Raw genomic sequence first — 15,906 nt, forward strand, 5'->3', positions numbered from 1 at the left:
GACCCTCGTCATCCCAGCTCCTCAGTCCGCGAATTCCAACGTCTGCGCCTGCGTTCCAGAGTGGAACACCGCCGTGTGCGTGACGCCGGCGACGCGGACGTTCACCTGCATCTCCATGTCCTCATAGACGTCGGGGAAAAAATCGACATCGACCCGGACGTTATGAATCGGAGCCGGGCTGATTTCTCCCGCCAGCTCCACCCGCACGTTGTCGCCGGCAAGATCATCGCCCGTCTGATGCAGCACGACGCGCTGCCCATCGACGTCCAAGCGGAAGCGCGCCGCCAGATGGGCCTCGAGCGCGGCGACCGCCTTGGGATCATCCAGCGACGGCTGGGCGTCGGGCGCCAGAGAGGCCAGGGCAGGTTCGACGTCGTGGGCGTAGAAGCGGTGAACCACGGTCACGCCGCCGGTGACGGGATCGATCTCCACGACGGTCAGGCCCGCGTGGCCCCGGTGCGCGGCCGCAGGTCCGGCTATCGCGAGCGCCGCCACGACCGCCAGGACTGATCCCGATCGCAACAGGCGGCTCATGAGCGACCTCCCGAACGGGGCGCGTCGCGCACGGCGGTCGAATCCGGGCTGACCTCGACGTCGCTGTCGCGCATCCGGTTGGGCTGTGACGGACCGTCCGCCGACAACGGGATGGACCTGACGTCCAGGCGACGCGGGAAATAGTTGTTGGCGCGGTCCGTGTCGGCCGTCTCCCACAGCGGATCCAGTTCAGCCGAACGCAGGGCCTTGGACGACACATACTGCCAGATCACCCGGCGGCTGTTGCGGCGCCAGACCTCGGCCGGGATGCGCACCGTCTCGGTCGAGCCGTCGTCCCAGGTCAGTTTGACGATGACCGGCATGACCAGACCGCCCTGGTTGGTGAAGGTGAAGCGGTATATGTTGTCGGTGAAGCCCTGGGCCCGACGGCGATCCTCGTCGGCCTTCTTGTCGGCGCTCTCGGCGTCGCGGCGTTGTTGAGCCGTGACCGTGAACTGGTCGGTCGTATTGTAGAAGTCGCGCACGGCCGGATCCCGCTCGATCACAGTCTGGATCCCCGCGTTGTTGGTTACCGTGGTCGGGACCGGCGCCTCGTCGAAACGGGCGCGGGCCTCGCGGGCGCGAACCTCGGGATCGGTCGACTGCAATGTGACCCTGGTCACGCCGTCCAGCGCGATGTCGACATGGTCGGTCGAATAGAACCAGCCGCGCCAGAACCAGTCCAGATCGACGCCCGAGCTCTCCTCCATGGTGCGGAAGAAGTCATAGGGCGTAGGCCGCTTGAAGGCCCAGCGCTGGGCGTATTCGCGGAACGCCCGGTCGAATAGCTCGCGTCCCAGCACCGTCTCGCGCAGGATCACCAGGGCCGTCGCCGGCTTGGCGTAGGCGTTGTTGCCGAACTGGAGCACCGATTCCGAGTTGGTCATGATCGGCACCTGGTCCTGCGAGACCATGTATTCGACGATGTCGCGCGGTTCGCCGCGTGAGGGGAAGTCGGGGTCCCACAGCTTCTGGGCCTCGTATTGGACGAAGCTGTTCAGCCCCTCGTCCATCCAGGTCCACTGCCGCTCGTCGGAGTTGATGACCATCGGGAAATAGGTGTGGCCCACCTCGTGGATCACCACCCCGATCAGGCCGTTCTTGGCCCGTTCGGTATAGGTCAGCCGGCCGTTGTCGTCGCGGATCGGGCGCGGGCCGTTGAAGGTGATCATCGGATATTCCATCCCGCCGACCGGCCCGTTCACCGACTGGGCGGTGGGGTACGGATACGGGATGGCGAACTGGTCATAGACCTTGATCGTGTGGGCGATGGCCCGGGTCGAATAGGTGTCCCACAAGGGCCGCGCTTCCTTCGGATAGAAGGACATGGCCATGACGCTGGGACGGCTGGTCGTGGCCTGGGTCACGCCCATGGCGTCCCAGACGAATTTGCGCGAGCTGGCCCAGGCGAAGTCGCGGACGTTGTCGGCCTGGAAATGCCAGGTCCGCGTGCCCGAGCGGCTGGGGCGCGCCTCGGCGGCGGCGGCCTCGGCGGGGGTGACGATATAGACCGGCTCGGCGGCGTTGCGCGCCTGTTCCAGACGCGCGCGTTGGTCGGCGGTCAGGATGTCGGGGTTCTGCAGCGTGCCGGTGGCGGCGACCTGGTGGTCCGCCGGAACGGTGACACGCACGTCGTAGTCGCCGAACTCCAGGGTGAACTCGCCCGAACCGATGAACTGGGCGTTATGCCAGCCCTCGTAGTCGGAATAGACCGCCAGCCGCGGGAACCACTGGGCCGCCTCGAACAGGCAGTTGCCGTCCTCGGTCGGCTTGGTGAAACACTCATAGCCGCTGCGCCCGCCGACGACCTTATTCTCCACCATCGGCAGGGTGTAGGTAATGGTGAAGGTGAAGCTCTGAGCCGTCGCCAGCGGGGCCGGCAGCTCCAGCCGCATCATGGAATCCACGATGGTGAAGGGAATATCCGCGCCGTCCGGCCCTGTGATCTTCAGATCGTTGAACCCGCCCTGCCAGTCCTTCATCCGCTGGACGCGCAGCACCTCCGGCACGCTGACCTCGGTCGCCGAGGTGTAGGTGCGGGTCATCTCGGCGATGGAGTTGCGGCGGTAGTTCTGCTGGTCCAGCAGCATCCACAGATAGCCCAGATGGTCGGGCGAGTTGTTGGTGTAGGTGACGACCTCCTTACCTGTGAGGGTGCGGGTCGGCTCGTCCAGCGACACGTCGATGTCGTAGTCGACCTTCTGCTGCCAGTAGCGATAGCCCGGCGCGCCAGAGGCGTTGCGATAGTCGGTCGGTGTCGGCCAGTCCTCGCCCTCGAACTGGCGGAACTTGTCCTCGAAGGCCCCCGTGTTCTGCTGAACGGCGCCGACGCTCACCTGGGCTACAGCGGCGGTCGCGATCGATCCGCACAGGGCGACGGCCAACGCCGCCAGTCTCGTTCGATACATCCGCAACCCGCCAATCCCTGAAGCCCGGCGCGACCTTAAGGATCGTGTTCGGCGGTGCAACAGGACATCGTGTCAAAGACGGCCGGACCCAACGCCCAAGCGTCTGCTTTTTGGCGGGAAGCCCGAACTCAGTGGACCGTGTGGGCGTCCATTTCCAGATCGCTGTAGGATAGCAGGTTGAGAAGGCCATGCAGCCGGTCGTAGACGCCGCGGAGAGCATGATCCGGCAGGCTGACCGATATGGTCAGCAACCACTCGTCGTTCCGCAGCCTGGCCTCCGCATGGATGACACCGTCAGCGCTCGTCAGTGCGAGCGCGCTGACCAGCGGGCAGGTCCTGAACTCACCCGTCAAGCCATCCCAGAAGAAGCGGCCAGAGGGCCGATCTCTTTCCGCCAGAAGCTGCAGAAGGCTGGCCGTCATGGATTCCAGCACGCGCGTCAACCGCGCAGCCCGCTGGCGTTCGTCGTGAGGGATTCGGGCTGTGTCACCCGCAAGAGATATGAAGGCCTTCATCAGGCCGTTATGGCGCGGGCTCCTTAACAGTCCGCGACCTCACCGCATCGGCGGTCATCTCCGCCAGGTGATCAAAGCGGGGATGAAGGAAAGCAACAAACGGGTTCTAGAGGCGCGACCGAACTGTTTGGCCATCGACGGAAGATGGGAGTGCGTCCGCTGAGGTGCCCAATACGTCGGGCGAGCTGGTGGTCGATCAGGGCGGGAGCTGGGAACGGTTCACCGGAACCACGGCACCCACCATCGTTGAACAGGTCATGGCCTAGCGGCTATGACCCCTTGGGTAAGTGTCGGCACGTTCGAGCCGGCGAAGACTTCAACGCTAAGATGGCGTCACGACTGGCGCCGCGAGTGATTTCCCAGAAACCGCCATCTTCGGCGAGCGTCTTTGCTCGCGACTAACCTTATTGCTCGTTGCGAGACCTGGAATTTTCGAAATCGCAGCGGCTCAACCCGCCAAGCCGAAGGGACGGCCACCTTGAAGCTCCATCGTTCGGCCGCCGTCGTCGTGACATCGCTATTTGCGGCATGGTTGCTCAGTAACTGCCAGGAAGCTCCCGCTGCGGCCGTCACCAGAGACGCGACCTGCGCCAACTCCCGCACCAACGAAGTCTCGTGTCCCTTGATGATCGGAGAGCAGAATTATCGGCTTGATAGCGGTCTGACCCAATATCTGAAGCTAACAAACACGTCGGACCAGTCGTTGCAGATCGACGCGGTCCAAGGCGCGGCCGCAGGCAGGGGGCGAGAATTTCTGGAGTATTGCATCGGCCGCAATCGCTTTGAGACCGGGCAGTCGGCCGCTGGTGAAGGGGAAGTAGCCTGCACTTCACGAAACAGTGGCGTGGCGATCTCGAGCATTAAGCTGCGCAGCTCGCCAGCAGGGCCCGGGTTGACGGTGCAGCCCGGCGATACCCTCTATGTCAGTTTCAGTCCCATGCACACCGAGCCGTGGTTCACTGTTTCGGTCACGGCTTCAGCAGCGTCGAGGCGGCTGGAAACCTGGCGACAGCCCCGGGTTGATCAAGTGATCCGGTGTAATGGGCAGGTTCAGCAGACGCGCTGGTCGCCTTGGGTAAACCAAACTGGGCGGCCGCTCTCGCTCACCGGCGCAACCATCTACGCTCAAGGCGGCGAACCGGTGCTGGATCAAGTCGATGCCGCCTGCCTGTACATTCTCAACACGGCAGGCGAGGTGCGATATCGAATGTGCGACAGCGTCAACGTGAGGAACCCGTCAGGTCTGCGCATCGCCCCCCAGACGCTGGCGCAAGGCGAAGCTGTCGCAGGTCAAGCGGCCAACACTTGCCGCGCTCCTGCGGTGTGGGGTTGGACGGCCTACATGTTCATTGAGAACTAACGACTAGCTGGAAATCCAGCGCTACCGGAAACCGGCATGCCTAGCGGCGTGCAACCCAAGGGGTGCCTCGGTGATGCCCCCCCCTGCACCGCAGCTAGCAGGCGACCCGGCCTGTTGTCAGGCCAGACAGGATCTCTGCCGCCATCAGGCCGGCGGCGGCCCGTCCCTGAGCCAGTGAAGGTTCGGGGCGGGCCGCCAGAAGTCGGCCAGTGGCCAGCTTCTTTTGAAAAACTAATGTTTTCCGGATCGGTTGCAACGCAACAAAACTACGACGCCCTCCCACGGAAAGCGGGGAAGGTGGGGCTCCGCATCGCGGTCAGGCGGAAATCGGAGCCCCGGCAGATCGCGGTGGGGCTTTGACCTGCCGCGCCACGTTAGCCGCTCAGCACGGCGGGACCATGGGGTCTTTCGGACCGCCGGCCCGCCCCGAACCTGCGGTCAGGCAGGGCTCGTTATCCGCGAGCGGTGGCGATGACGACGGCCAGGGCGAGGATTGAGCCGGCGACTACGATTGGGCGCCGTGCGCGATGAGCGGCGGCAAGAAGGGATCCGAGCATAAATGCCTTGGTCGTGCTCTGAGGTCTGAGGTCGTTACCCGATAGGGCGACGCCTGCGGCCCGGCGTGCTGAGGGTGAGGCGCCGGGCCGCTCGGTCGTTGGGCCACACGGGGAATGGCCTTGGGACGTGTGCTCAACCGCGTTAGAGACCGCCGGTTCCTGTGTTCGGGAGCGTAAGCAGGCGGGCGGCCCAGCGCTTGAGGTTCCAATGCCGAGGGCAGAAAACGACCCGGCCGCTCTCCGCGCCGGGCCGCCGATCTGGAAGGATCTGGCCGCCTCCCCCGAGGACAGCCGACGGCGGTGTGAGCCGCCACAGGTAACGACGGCGCCGAACGGCGAGCGCCTCACATCTTTTGCCGTGAGACACTTCTCAACGGTGGGACACCCCGGAATCAGGAGTCTGACCATGGATCACGCAGCGTTCTTTGCTGGGGTGCGCAAGCGCTTGGGCGGCCTTAAGCAGGGACAGGTCGACGGACTGAACGCCCTGCTGAAGGCGACAGAAGGCTGGACGGTGAGCTGGGTCGCCATCGCCCAGGCGCGGTCGAAGCCGTGGTGGCGGTTCGGATCTGACTACGCTTCCATCAAGGCCCGGCTAGTTCATCGTCTCGTTGGAAGGCGTGTTCGCCGCCATCTCCATCCTCAGGGTGGCGACCAGCTCATCGAGCCCGGCCTCAAGGCGATCCCTGTCGACGTGTTGGTAGTGGATCGGCGCGGCCTCGCGGAAAGCGACGCACAGCAGCTCGACCATCTCCTGATCGGGCATGTCCGACACTCGCCGGTTCTGCGCCTCGACCCTCTCGGTCAGGATCGACCAGGCGTCGCGAAGGGCCCGGCCGAGCGGCGCCTGCAGAGCTGTCCAAAAGTCCTCCAGGTCCTCGACGGTCGTCTCTCGCGTTCGCATGACCTCATCCTGTCCTGCCTCTGGAAGGCCGTCACCCTTCGCGGGGTGGCGGGCCTTTTGTCGTGTGCGGGTTCTGGCTTCCATTGCCGGAAACGGCGGTTCCGCTATCAATGGCTGGCGACGCGGAGGGACTGATGGTGATCCAGGTAGCGCTGGCGATAGTGCTGATTCAGCAAACCCCGCCACTGATGGGGCTGAACTCCGACGTCTTCGTCGCACCTCTCGTGTGGGAAGTCATCCCGCGCCCGAGGTATCCTGTGCTTGCGTCCTCTCGAGATGTCACCTCCGGATGGGCGACCGTGCGATGCCGCGTCGACGAAGGTAGGCATCCTCGGCAGTGTGAGGTCATGGCGGAATCGACGCAGGGTGTCGGCTTCGGTGTGGCCGCAGTCGAAGGGCTCGAACAGGGCGTACTTCGGGAGGGCTGGAACGATAGCGATCCCGCCAAGGACACATTTCAGCAGCTCGTCCGGTTTGCCTTGGCAAACTGACGGACCTCGCGGAGGGGCGGGCCTTCGTCGTTTCAGGCCCTTGCGCCAGATCGCGATAGGGCTCGCCGCGTTCACCCGCCTCGGCGCGCGTTAGAACAGCGGTGGTCTCTGTCGCACCGACTGCGATCTTGATGTCCCGGATCCGGATGCCGTCGACGAGCGTCTTGGGCCTCGTCGAGAGAGCGGCGATGCTCGCGATCCAGTCGTCGGTCTGGACGGTGATCAGGCCGGGCATGGCGTCAGGGTTTCCGGCGGCCTTGGCCTGCATTTCGTCGAGGATCCGGTCGAGGTCGGCTGGGGTCATCATCCTCGGGGGTTCCGACGCCTGTTTCGATGTCTCGGTCAAAATCGGGCAAGGACCGCAAACCTCGTCAAGCAACGTTGCTGTTGCGCGACACAACCTTCACGCGGATTCTGAACACCCGGACAATCTTCGGCGAACAGGCTGATATCACTCCTTGGTCTGATCAGATTGCTCCAAGTCTCTCAAGGCAGGTGGTCCAGTGAGCGTCAAGTTCGACGTCAAATCAGCATTTGTCTGTGATGACATTCGGCGGGAGGAGAATGGCCTCCTTTCCTTCATGGGAGTGTTGACCGACGGCGAGTTCGTTTTCAAAAGCTTCCCCGCCCAAGCCCGCCTTGGGGTGGTTTTAGTTTGCGACGTTGAGGGGATCGGCGAGACCAAACTGTACCCCCAGCTCCGCTTTAATGGTGAAGTGAAGTGGGCCGGAGAGACCGAAATCGGAGTGGATGATGATGGTACGGGTATACCGGTCTGCCACATTGTCGCGGGTTTTGAGCGTACCGGATCCATGGACCTGCTGTTGAGCGTTGGCGAAGGTGTTGAACCCAGCGTCGTGAAGACTTGGGACGTCAAAGCGCTAGACGATTTGCAGCCGTAGTTTTCACGTGTTGAGCGCTAGCCTCTTCAGGCTCGACCTTTTGCCAGCCTCATGAGCTGCGCCACTTCGATCAGTTCGCGCCCCATCGCCTCGGCATCCTCCGGTGACATGGCCAGTTGGATGACCTCTAGCTGACCAGCTACTCGCTCGTGCTCGATCCGAATGGCTACGGCGCCCTCAGGGTCACTGGCGGTTTCTATCGAGCGCATAAGCGACACTTCGAGGTCGCCGTTTGGTAGGGTCTTCCAGCCCTTCACGCCAACGCCTTGTGCTCGACGATTTGAAGCAGCCCGTCCGGCAGCGGTCGCTGAAGCGCCTTTGCCTCATCCCACCCGGCGCGCATCCAGACGTCGCGCTCTTCCTCGGTCGTCAGGATCACCGGCATGGCTTTACGATGATAGGTCTTTACCGGCTCGGCCGAGTCCGTGGTCAGGAAGCCGAAGGCGTCGAATTCCTCCCAACCGACGCTGATCTTTCGCACGCAGGCGTGCGGCGTCCAGATGCCGGCGAAGAAGGCCAGGGGCTCATCCTCCGCGAGGGCGAACCAGATCGGCTTCTTGGTGCCCCGATAGTCCTGGTCCGGCTCGCTGAAGGCTGTGAAGGGGACCAGGCATCGGTTGGGCCAACCCAGCCAGGGCCGCCAGTGCGCGTTGACGCCGCCGGACGCGTTGGCCGTGTTGCGGACGTTGGTGACGCCCTTGTCCGGCTCCATCTTCAGCAGCTCGCTGAATGCGAACTCCGTCCCCTTGGCGCGCAGCTTGTCAGCCCGCTTGGTCGCGGCCTCGTACAGCACGCGGGAGGATGTTGGCATGCCCCAGCGCGCCAGGGTCAGCACCCGCTCGCCTGCCTCGTTCAGGCGCACGATCGGCGCCGAATAGTCGGGATAGATGTCGCGGGGCTCCAGATTGCCGACTGTTCCCGACATCGCCCGGGCCATGTCAAGGATGGAGGCCGGGCCCTTGCGGATGGAGTAGAGGTTGCACATTAGTTCATCGTCCCTGTTTGCAGGTTGGCGACGAACCGATCGGTAACGCCCGAGGCGTCCATGAACGTCCGATAGAACAGGAGCTGGTAGTCGAGCGCCAGGCGCTCGGGATCGGTCTCGGGCACGCCCGCTTCCCCCATAGCCGTCCATTTGGCGAAGGCGATGCGGTTCGCCTCAATCACCGCCTTGTCCGAAACGTTCCGAAGCAGCAACAACAGCGTCAGGCGGATCGCCATGGCGTCCGCCTCCAGATCAACCGGCGGCGACAGGGCCGGAGCGGGCTCGGCGCCACGGCGGATCAGGATGCCGTTGAAGATGCGGCGCTCGGCGCGGGTGACCCGTCGGGCAAGATCCTTCTCGGCCTTCGTTGCGTTCTCAGGCATGTTTGGCGACGACCCATCTCTCAGGGCAATCAGCTGGGCGTTGGAGGCGACAGCCAGATGATCTTCGCAAAACACCCGTAAGGCGGCGATTTCGGCAGCGACGTCAAAGGGCGTGGTCGCGGGAGGCAGGCGATCGGGAGAGGTCTCGTCGACCAGCATCCTCAGCGCAACGACGAAGGCGGTCAGTTCAGCGCGGGACAGCATCGGCATGTACCGACCGTGGCACGACGATCGGGCTTTGTGGAGTCAGGCAGGACGATCGGGATCTCGACCGGCGGCGATTTCCGCCTCCCGCCACGCCGAATGACGGGCGTCGACGACATAGGACACCAGCGCATGCGCGCGTCCAACCGCCTTCCGGCCGTCCCAGGATCCGCCGGCCAAGGCCAGCAAGCGGACCTGGAACGCTGTGAAGCCGTCGTCGGTCATGCGGTAGAGCTGCATCGCCTGTCGCCGCCACTCAAAATCCAGATAGTGGACGGAATCGCGCTCCGTATCGATCGCCTCAGGCTGTCCCAAGGCGTCGAGGATCAAGGCGAGCGCTTCGCGATCGGTCCGGCAGTCCTTGATCTCGGTCATTTCAGGACCCTGGCATGGTATTGTATGACTCCGGGCCTTGGTCAGCCGGGGCCCCGTCTTCGCCCGCCAGTTCCTCGAGCGGGGCCCGAGGCAAGCCGTCGACCAGCAGATAGGTGACCGCTTCGAGCTTCCTGATCGCCCGATCCTGCAACCCGAGCTCCATCTGGTTGGCGAAGACCGCCATCATGCTCCGCTTGTTCAAAGACGATGCAGGCTCGGCCGGCACAGCGCTACGGAACGCATCGCGGAACTCGGTCAAGGCCGCCCGGGCTGCGGGTTCCGCGCGGGCGTCGGCAAGCAGCGTCTTCAAACCCGTCTCAAAGTCTTGCAGGAAACCGCGCCAGACCTCGAGATACATGTCAGGCTCGACGAAGGCGAAGGTCATATCGAGCGGGTCTTCGCCAACCTCTGCCAAACGCTGGCCCGCCCGCGCATAGGCATCGGCGACCAGAACGCCCCTTAAAAGCACGGTGACCAGCCGCCGGACCGTGGCCAGGGTTTCGGCGGAAAGGGCCTTTTCATTCAGGTTGGGGTTCAGTCGGTCTAGGTCAGGCCTGATCATGGACGGAACCTGACACGGCCTCCACTGATTGTGGAGTCGGAGCGACAGGGACGCCGCTCCTGGTTTCTGGGGAGAAGCCGGGCCCGCCGCTGCTGCAACGGCGGCGGGCCTTCCGGTTTCCGATCGTCCGGGCCAAGGTAGGCTATGGCCGATTTCTCGCGCATCACTGTCGATCCTGACCACAAGCGGGGTCAGCCCTGCATCCGCGGCATGGGGATCACCGTGCGTGACGTGCTCGACATGGTCGCCTTCGGCGGTCCCTGGTCGGAAATACTGGACGACTATCCCTATCTGGAACGGGCGGACATCGAAGCCGCGGTCGCCTATGCGGCCGCCCACCTGCCGAATTTCATTCCGGCGACGACGCCCCTCCTGATCACTCGTCGCCTCCTCAATGTCGACGACATCGTCAGCTGGGCGAACCGCGTCGGATTTTCACCGCTTCGTCCCCTGCATGAGCTGCATGCGACCCTGGTTTACAGCCGCTACGACATTGACGTCGAAGAGCTGACCCTCGGGCCAAGCGAAGTCCGGGTCGATGCCTCCGGCGATCGGCGGCTCGAGGCCTTCCGCGACAACGCCATCGTCCTGACCTTCGAGTCTCCAAGGCTCGAAAATCGGAGCCGTCAGGCCTGGAAGTCCTCAGGCTGGAAGACTGAGTTTCCCGCACAACTGCACGTCACCCTTGCCTATGGCGACCACCCCAGACTGCTGACGCTCGAGCCCTATTTCGGCGAGCTGATCTTCGGGCCCGAAGTCCTGAAGGCCCTCCCGCCGCTCGAGGGAGCCGAGACAGTCTAGGCGCGCTCAGGGTTCCGCGTGCCGTCCTCGGTGCCGGGCGCGCCCTCTGGCGTGTCTTTGCGCGCCGGGACGCCGCCTGGCTGGTCGGCGCCCGGTTCCCAGGCGTCCGATCCAGGCTTTCCGGGCGTGCGAGGCGGATCCTCAAGCGGCGCGGCCGGCTGCAATGGCGTCGACGTTCCCTTTTCCATCAGCGGTCTCCCTGTTCGGTACGTGGGTCTTGGGTGCGGCCGGCGTCATCCTCGCCTGTATGATGCTCAACCCGCCCGCCTTCGATTTCCTCCCGCGCGAAGACTTCTTCCTGCCCGTCTTCGAGCAGTTGATCCTCAGGTCCTCCGAGACCGCCGACGACGAGCCCGGTCGCCATCGGTTTGTCAGAGCGGGTCATCGACCGCCCAACTCGCGCTGGACATCCTCGGCGCGGTTGCCGACGCGTGCGACGGCGTCGCGCAGCGCCTTTTCCGAAACCCCGAACTTCTCGGCCCAGTCGCGAGCCTCGTAATCTTCGCTGAGGCTGATGAGTTCGCGGTCTTGGCCGCCGGTCTTGGTCTTGTCGTCTGACATGGTGGTCTCCTTTCGCTGACCGGACGCGCGAAGGGCTGCACCGGTTCCTCTGTCCGCCCGCCGACGCTACAGATCGGAGGCCATTCGGACAGCGACGGGATCGCGCTTGGACTCCGCCACCTCGCCCGCGAACGCCACCTCCGCCAGGTCATGATCGGCAATGACCCGCGGCTGGTTTGGCCTCAGCGTCGTCAGCCGATAGTGGGTCGCCTTCACCTTCACGCCCGCGACCTCGTCCACCTGAGTCAGGCAGACGCCGGTGTCGGACTTCAACAGCGTCTTTCTGACAGCCATCTCAGCACCTCCGATCAAATGACCGGACTCAGCGCGGTTGGCAGGTCGGGGTTCCGGCGCTTTTTAAGTGTCCGCTTTCGACCCAAAGCTGACCTTGCCCCGGGTTGGAAATCCCCCTTGACCGCAGTAGTGTCGATCAGCGGGCACACGCGGACGCCCGACCAGACGGTTCGCCGTCCAAGCTCCGCTCCTCTCTCTGCGCCGTGCGCGCGGAAACCGGAGCCATGCTTGTGACCTCTATCGAAACCGACCGCACCCCTCCCTCGCTGTCGATCCCGGCGCTGTTCGTGCGCTTCCTTCGCTTCGGCTTGCTCGCCTTCGGAGGGCCGGTGGCGCAGATCGCCATGATCCGGCGCGAGCTCGTCGACGAAGAGCGCTGGATTTCAAATGCCCATTTTAACCGCCTCTTGGCAGTGCTTCAGGTCTTGCCTGGGCCCGAGGCGCATGAACTTTGCGTCCACCTCGGGATGCGAGCGAGAGGGCGCTTCGGCGGCCTGCTCGCCGGCCTCGGATTCATGCTTCCCGGCTTCGTCATCATGCTCGCTATCGGCTGGGCCTATGTCGCGCTTTCGCCCGTCATGGGGCTCCTGACCGGAGCCTTCATGGGTGTTCAGGCTGCTGTGGTCGCGGTGATCGTCCGGGCCGTGCATAAGATCGGCTTGCACATTCTCGAAGATCGATGGCTGTGGGTCATCGCCATCGTTGCGTTCGGAGCGACGCTGCTCGGCGTCGCTTTCTGGAACGCACTGATTGCAGGCGGCGCGGGGTACGCCTTAGTCAAGACGGGTCGATACGGCCTGGCGCTCGTCGTGGCCGTCGCCGCCGTCATCCTCGCGGCCGGTCTGCATCTTTACGGCCAGCCTACGGCCCGGGAGCACGTCGACCCTATCGCCGCGACCGGCGCGCTGGCCATGCTCTGGACCGGACTCAAGGCAGGCCTGTTGACGTTCGGAGGCGCTTACACCGCCATCCCCTATGTCAGGGCCGACACGGTGGGGCGCGGCCAGATCAGCGACGGCCAGTTTCTCGACGGCGTCGCGTTCGCCGGCGTCATTCCCGCCCCCCTGGTGATCTTTTGCACATTCGTCGGCTTCGTGGCCGCAGGCTGGGTCGGCGCGCTGGCCATAACGGTCGGCGTGTTTCTCCCGGCCTTCGCGTTCTCGATGATTTTCTATGAGCGTCTGGAGGCTGTGGTAAGCGACGAACGGCTTCACCGGGTTCTGGCCGGGATCGCCGCCGCCGTCGTGGGGATCATCGCGGCCACGAGCGTTCAGTTGGGCTGGACTACGCTTCAGCGCGTCCCCTCCGTTCCAATAGCGATAGCGATCTTCTTGGGGGCCTTCGCGGCGGTGTGGTTTTGGAGGAGCCGGTACGCCAACGCGATGGTGCTGGCGGGTTCGGCCATCGCCGGGTGGATTTTGTTGACGCAATAAAGGGTCCGCTCTCCACCCCTAGCTGAAGTCCGGAAAGTCCGCTCATCAGCAAGGTCGGCTTTGCGGCCTGATGACGATGTCGCATCGACCGGTTGCGGACATTACCGCTGACGCGCGGCCTGAATGCGCCACGCCAACGGCCACCCCTGAGCGATCAGACCCGCTCCGGGCTCATCGCAATCGGACACGGACGTCCAGTTGCGGTACTCTGCCTCATGACGATGCCTCCGTCTGCTCCCCCGACCAGCGACACGTTCCGCCGCGCGGCACAATATCTTCGAATGTCTACCGACCATCAGCGGTTTTCGCTGGAGAATCAGGCGGCATCGATTGCCTCCTATGCGGAGGCGGAAGGGTTCGAGATCGTTAAGTCCTATGTCGACGCAGGTCGCAGTGGACTATCGGCCGCGGGGCGACTCGGACTGGCGCAACTTCTTGCGGACGTCATTGGCGGTCAGGCCGACTTCCAAACCATTCTGGTTCTCGATGTCAGTCGCTGGGGGCGATACCAGGACACGGATGAGGCCGCCCACTACGAGTACCTGTGCAGGTCGCGAGGGGTCGCGGTTGTGTACTGCGCTGAAGCGTTTGGAGATGGCTTCGCAGGGTCAATCGTCAAGCATCTGAAACGCGTAATGGCGGCAGAGTACAGCAGAGAACTTTCGGCCAAGGTCAGAGCTGCCAAGCGACTGAACGCGGAGATGGGCCACACTTCCGGGGGGCCGGCTCCCTACGGGTTTTGCCGCAAAACCTTCAATCCAGACGGTACGGAAGACCGTCTCCTCCGGCCGGGGGAACGAAAGTCGAGAATAACCCAGTCGGTGCGCTATGCGCCGGCGGGAGAAGCCGAGACAGCGGTCATCCGTACGATTTTCCGGCTCTTCGTTTCGAAAGGAAAACGGCAGGCTGACATCGCGCAACTTCTCAATAGGAAAGGCAGCTTCTGGACTGACGGATCGCCCTGGACGAAGGAACGGGTCGGTCGGGTCCTGAGATGCGAGTTGGTCACCGGTACTCAGGCCTTCGGCAAATCCACTCATCACCTTGCAACGCCCGTCCAACATCACCCGCGCGGCGCGTGGGCCACAACCCAAGTCATGAAGCCGCTTCTATCGCAGCGCCTGTTCTCGGCGGCTCAGGGGCGCCTTCGAGAACTCGACGGTCTCTACACTCAGACGGAGGAGGAGATGGTTGAGGGACTGCGCCGTATTGCCCGGCGTGAGGGCAAGGTGACTTGCAGTCTGATTGACGCTGAACCAGGACTTCACGGTTCAAGGGCCTATATTTCTCGCTTCGGTTCGGTCGGGCGGGCTTATCGACTGGCGGGACTACCGCTCAGCGCCGTCAAACGCGGACGCCATGAGGACGGCTCCAAACTCTCACGCGCGGAGGTTCTGGACGGAATCCGGAGGCTCTACGAAACACATGGAAGGGTAGACGTCGCACTCTATATGGCGGACCGGTCGTTGCCCTCCTTGCGCCACATCGACGCCGAGTTCGGAAATCTGAGCGCGGCGTTTCGCCAAGCCAAGGTGCCGCATACCTGGGGCCGTCGACCCCACTACAAAGACCTCACAGGAGAGCGGTGCGAGGGCGAGAACATCCTCAGCGGCCCGAAGGGCGGACGGTATTTTCTCTCTATGAAGGGGATCAAGCGCTACGACGTCTAGGTCCACTTCACCCTTTGCGGACGCGGCGAGGTCCGCTTTTGAAGAGGGAAGACAAGGTCCGGCTCGGAGTGCGAGGCCGATAGGCGCCTCGGCGCTGGCCGAGCTCTGAACGATTCGATTCAGGTCACACTGGCGAAACCGACCAGGTATGCGGGTTTGACCTGATGGCTTACCGGGGCGTTCCCGGCCGATCGTACCGCTCCGCTGACAGAGGGGCGGCAACATGCTGAGGCTCCTGCTAGCGGATGATCACGCCGTCGTTCGACGCGGACTCCGGGGAATTATTACCAATCACCCCACCTGGACGGTCGTCGGGGAGGCAAGGGATGGGGATGCGGCGCTCGCTCTCGCGTTGACACTGCGCCCCGACATCGCCGTTCTGGACGTGTCTTTGCCCCGCCTGGACGGCGTGACCCTGACGCGCCGCCTCAAGCGGGAGGCGCCAGAAGTTTCCGTGCTACTTTTCACAATGAGAGATGACGACGAGACGGTGAATGCTGGTCTTGCGGCGGGCGCGAGGGGCTACATCCTCAAGTCCGATACAGGTCTGCATCTGAGGGCCGCGATCTCGGCGCTGGGCAATCGGCGGCCCTACTATTCGCCCTGGGTGTGCGAGCTACTTACTGCCGGGCACCTGCGGGACCACGTCCTGTCGCGGCGCCAGCTCCTGACCGCGCGGGAACGTGAGGTCGGCTGTATGATGGCGCAGGGACTGCGCAACGAACAAATCGCCGATGGTCTTGGTATCAGTGTGAAGACGGTGGAAACCCACCGTGCATCGGCAATGCGGAAGGCGGGTGTTCGGACGCCAGGTGACTTTGTGCGGTTCGCAATCCGGCAAGGAATGATACAGGCGTAGCGGAGCTCCAGCTCTGTTCGACTGCTCTGAACGTCCGCTTCCCACCCCTAGCTGAAGTCCGGAACGTACGCTCATGGAAAGGGCTGCTCAGGTCCGCTTTCGGGCAGG

At 63.9% G+C, this 15,906-nt stretch carries 19 protein-coding genes; 7 read left to right on the plus strand and 12 right to left on the minus strand.

Annotation, left to right across the window (positions count from 1 at the left end; genetic code table 11):
- Nucleotides 1–21: 21 nt before the first annotated feature.
- From IFJ75_RS08395 to IFJ75_RS08405, 3 genes are all read right to left on the minus strand, one after another.
- Entirely contained in the window at nucleotides 22–534 is a 513-nt protein-coding gene (locus tag IFJ75_RS08395; RefSeq protein WP_207932124.1) for a DUF6702 family protein, read from the minus strand.
- The gene (locus IFJ75_RS08400; RefSeq protein WP_207932125.1) at nucleotides 531–2,942 is read right to left on the minus strand and encodes a M1 family metallopeptidase; all 2,412 of its coding nucleotides are present in this window, start codon (nucleotides 2,940–2,942) and stop codon (nucleotides 531–533) included. The genes IFJ75_RS08395 and IFJ75_RS08400 overlap by 4 nt, the downstream gene beginning before the upstream one ends.
- A gap of 128 nt (nucleotides 2,943–3,070) precedes the next feature.
- Nucleotides 3,071–3,457, minus strand: coding sequence for a hypothetical protein (locus IFJ75_RS08405; RefSeq protein ID WP_207932126.1), 387 nt, complete (start codon nucleotides 3,455–3,457; stop codon nucleotides 3,071–3,073).
- 478 nt (nucleotides 3,458–3,935) lie between these two features.
- On the opposite strand from IFJ75_RS08405, the gene IFJ75_RS08410 reads away from it, so the two are divergent.
- Nucleotides 3,936–4,817, plus strand: coding sequence for a hypothetical protein (locus IFJ75_RS08410; RefSeq protein ID WP_207932127.1), 882 nt, complete (start codon nucleotides 3,936–3,938; stop codon nucleotides 4,815–4,817).
- Nucleotides 4,818–5,969: 1,152 nt separating this feature from the next.
- Here the strand turns inward: IFJ75_RS08410 and IFJ75_RS08415 are convergent.
- Nucleotides 5,970–6,278, minus strand: a complete 309-nt coding sequence (locus tag IFJ75_RS08415; RefSeq protein WP_207932128.1) for a hypothetical protein — start codon at nucleotides 6,276–6,278, stop codon at nucleotides 5,970–5,972.
- Between the two features lie 134 nt (nucleotides 6,279–6,412).
- On the opposite strand from IFJ75_RS08415, the gene IFJ75_RS08420 reads away from it, so the two are divergent.
- Together IFJ75_RS08420 and IFJ75_RS08425 are read left to right on the plus strand one after the other, a co-directional pair.
- Nucleotides 6,413–6,769 (plus strand): hypothetical protein, encoded by a 357-nt coding sequence (locus IFJ75_RS08420; RefSeq protein WP_207932129.1) that lies wholly within the window; start codon nucleotides 6,413–6,415, stop codon nucleotides 6,767–6,769.
- A 503-nt stretch (nucleotides 6,770–7,272) separates the two neighbouring features.
- A complete protein-coding gene (locus IFJ75_RS08425) occupies nucleotides 7,273–7,671 on the plus strand; it encodes a hypothetical protein (RefSeq protein WP_207932130.1) in 399 nt (132 codons plus the stop codon).
- A gap of 26 nt (nucleotides 7,672–7,697) precedes the next feature.
- Here IFJ75_RS08425 and IFJ75_RS08430 read toward each other — a convergent pair whose 3' ends face one another.
- Genes IFJ75_RS08430 through IFJ75_RS08450 form a run of 5 tightly spaced genes read right to left on the minus strand, consistent with a single transcriptional unit; the run spans nucleotide 7,698 to nucleotide 10,180 of the window.
- Nucleotides 7,698–7,928: a hypothetical protein gene (locus IFJ75_RS08430; RefSeq protein WP_207932131.1), complete on the minus strand. Its 231-nt coding sequence runs from the start codon at nucleotides 7,926–7,928 to the stop codon at nucleotides 7,698–7,700.
- A complete protein-coding gene (locus IFJ75_RS08435) occupies nucleotides 7,925–8,596 on the minus strand; it encodes an SOS response-associated peptidase family protein (protein ID WP_263973035.1) in 672 nt (223 codons plus the stop codon). The genes IFJ75_RS08430 and IFJ75_RS08435 overlap by 4 nt, the downstream gene beginning before the upstream one ends.
- 59 nt (nucleotides 8,597–8,655) lie before the next feature.
- Nucleotides 8,656–9,243, minus strand: a complete 588-nt coding sequence (locus tag IFJ75_RS08440; RefSeq protein ID WP_207932133.1) for a hypothetical protein — start codon at nucleotides 9,241–9,243, stop codon at nucleotides 8,656–8,658.
- A gap of 42 nt (nucleotides 9,244–9,285) precedes the next feature.
- Nucleotides 9,286–9,618: a hypothetical protein gene (locus tag IFJ75_RS08445; protein WP_207932134.1), complete on the minus strand. Its 333-nt coding sequence runs from the start codon at nucleotides 9,616–9,618 to the stop codon at nucleotides 9,286–9,288.
- Nucleotide 9,619: 1 nt separating this feature from the next.
- On the minus strand, nucleotides 9,620–10,180 hold the full coding sequence (locus IFJ75_RS08450) for a hypothetical protein (protein WP_207932135.1): 561 nt from the start codon (nucleotides 10,178–10,180) through the stop codon (nucleotides 9,620–9,622).
- Nucleotides 10,181–10,324: 144 nt separating this feature from the next.
- Between IFJ75_RS08450 and IFJ75_RS08455 the strand changes: the two genes are divergently transcribed.
- Entirely contained in the window at nucleotides 10,325–10,981 is a 657-nt protein-coding gene (locus tag IFJ75_RS08455; protein WP_207932136.1) for a DUF433 domain-containing protein, read from the plus strand.
- 187 nt (nucleotides 10,982–11,168) lie between these two features.
- Here IFJ75_RS08455 and IFJ75_RS08460 read toward each other — a convergent pair whose 3' ends face one another.
- The 3 genes from IFJ75_RS08460 to IFJ75_RS08470 all read right to left on the minus strand — a co-directional run bounded on the left by IFJ75_RS08460 (nucleotide 11,169) and on the right by IFJ75_RS08470 (nucleotide 11,836).
- Nucleotides 11,169–11,366: a hypothetical protein gene (locus IFJ75_RS08460; RefSeq protein WP_207932137.1), complete on the minus strand. Its 198-nt coding sequence runs from the start codon at nucleotides 11,364–11,366 to the stop codon at nucleotides 11,169–11,171.
- Nucleotides 11,363–11,542, minus strand: coding sequence for a DUF3606 domain-containing protein (locus IFJ75_RS08465; RefSeq protein WP_207932138.1), 180 nt, complete (start codon nucleotides 11,540–11,542; stop codon nucleotides 11,363–11,365). Before IFJ75_RS08465 ends, IFJ75_RS08460 begins: the two co-directional genes overlap by 4 nt.
- A gap of 66 nt (nucleotides 11,543–11,608) precedes the next feature.
- The gene (locus IFJ75_RS08470) at nucleotides 11,609–11,836 is read right to left on the minus strand and encodes a hypothetical protein (RefSeq protein ID WP_207932139.1); all 228 of its coding nucleotides are present in this window, start codon (nucleotides 11,834–11,836) and stop codon (nucleotides 11,609–11,611) included.
- Between the two features lie 224 nt (nucleotides 11,837–12,060).
- Between IFJ75_RS08470 and chrA the strand changes: the two genes are divergently transcribed.
- The 3 genes from chrA (at nucleotide 12,061) to IFJ75_RS08485 (ending at nucleotide 15,798) form a co-directional block, all read left to right on the plus strand.
- A complete protein-coding gene (gene chrA, locus IFJ75_RS08475; RefSeq protein WP_207932140.1) occupies nucleotides 12,061–13,269 on the plus strand; it encodes a chromate efflux transporter in 1,209 nt (402 codons plus the stop codon).
- 281 nt (nucleotides 13,270–13,550) lie between these two features.
- Entirely contained in the window at nucleotides 13,551–14,939 is a 1,389-nt protein-coding gene (locus IFJ75_RS08480) for a recombinase family protein (protein WP_207932141.1), read from the plus strand.
- A 223-nt stretch (nucleotides 14,940–15,162) separates the two neighbouring features.
- Nucleotides 15,163–15,798 (plus strand): response regulator, encoded by a 636-nt coding sequence (locus IFJ75_RS08485; protein ID WP_207932142.1) that lies wholly within the window; start codon nucleotides 15,163–15,165, stop codon nucleotides 15,796–15,798.
- Nucleotides 15,799–15,906 lie beyond the last annotated feature (108 nt).

This window comes from Brevundimonas goettingensis, assembly GCF_017487405.1.
GTDB classification, from domain to species: Bacteria; Pseudomonadota; Alphaproteobacteria; order Caulobacterales; family Caulobacteraceae; genus Brevundimonas; species Brevundimonas goettingensis.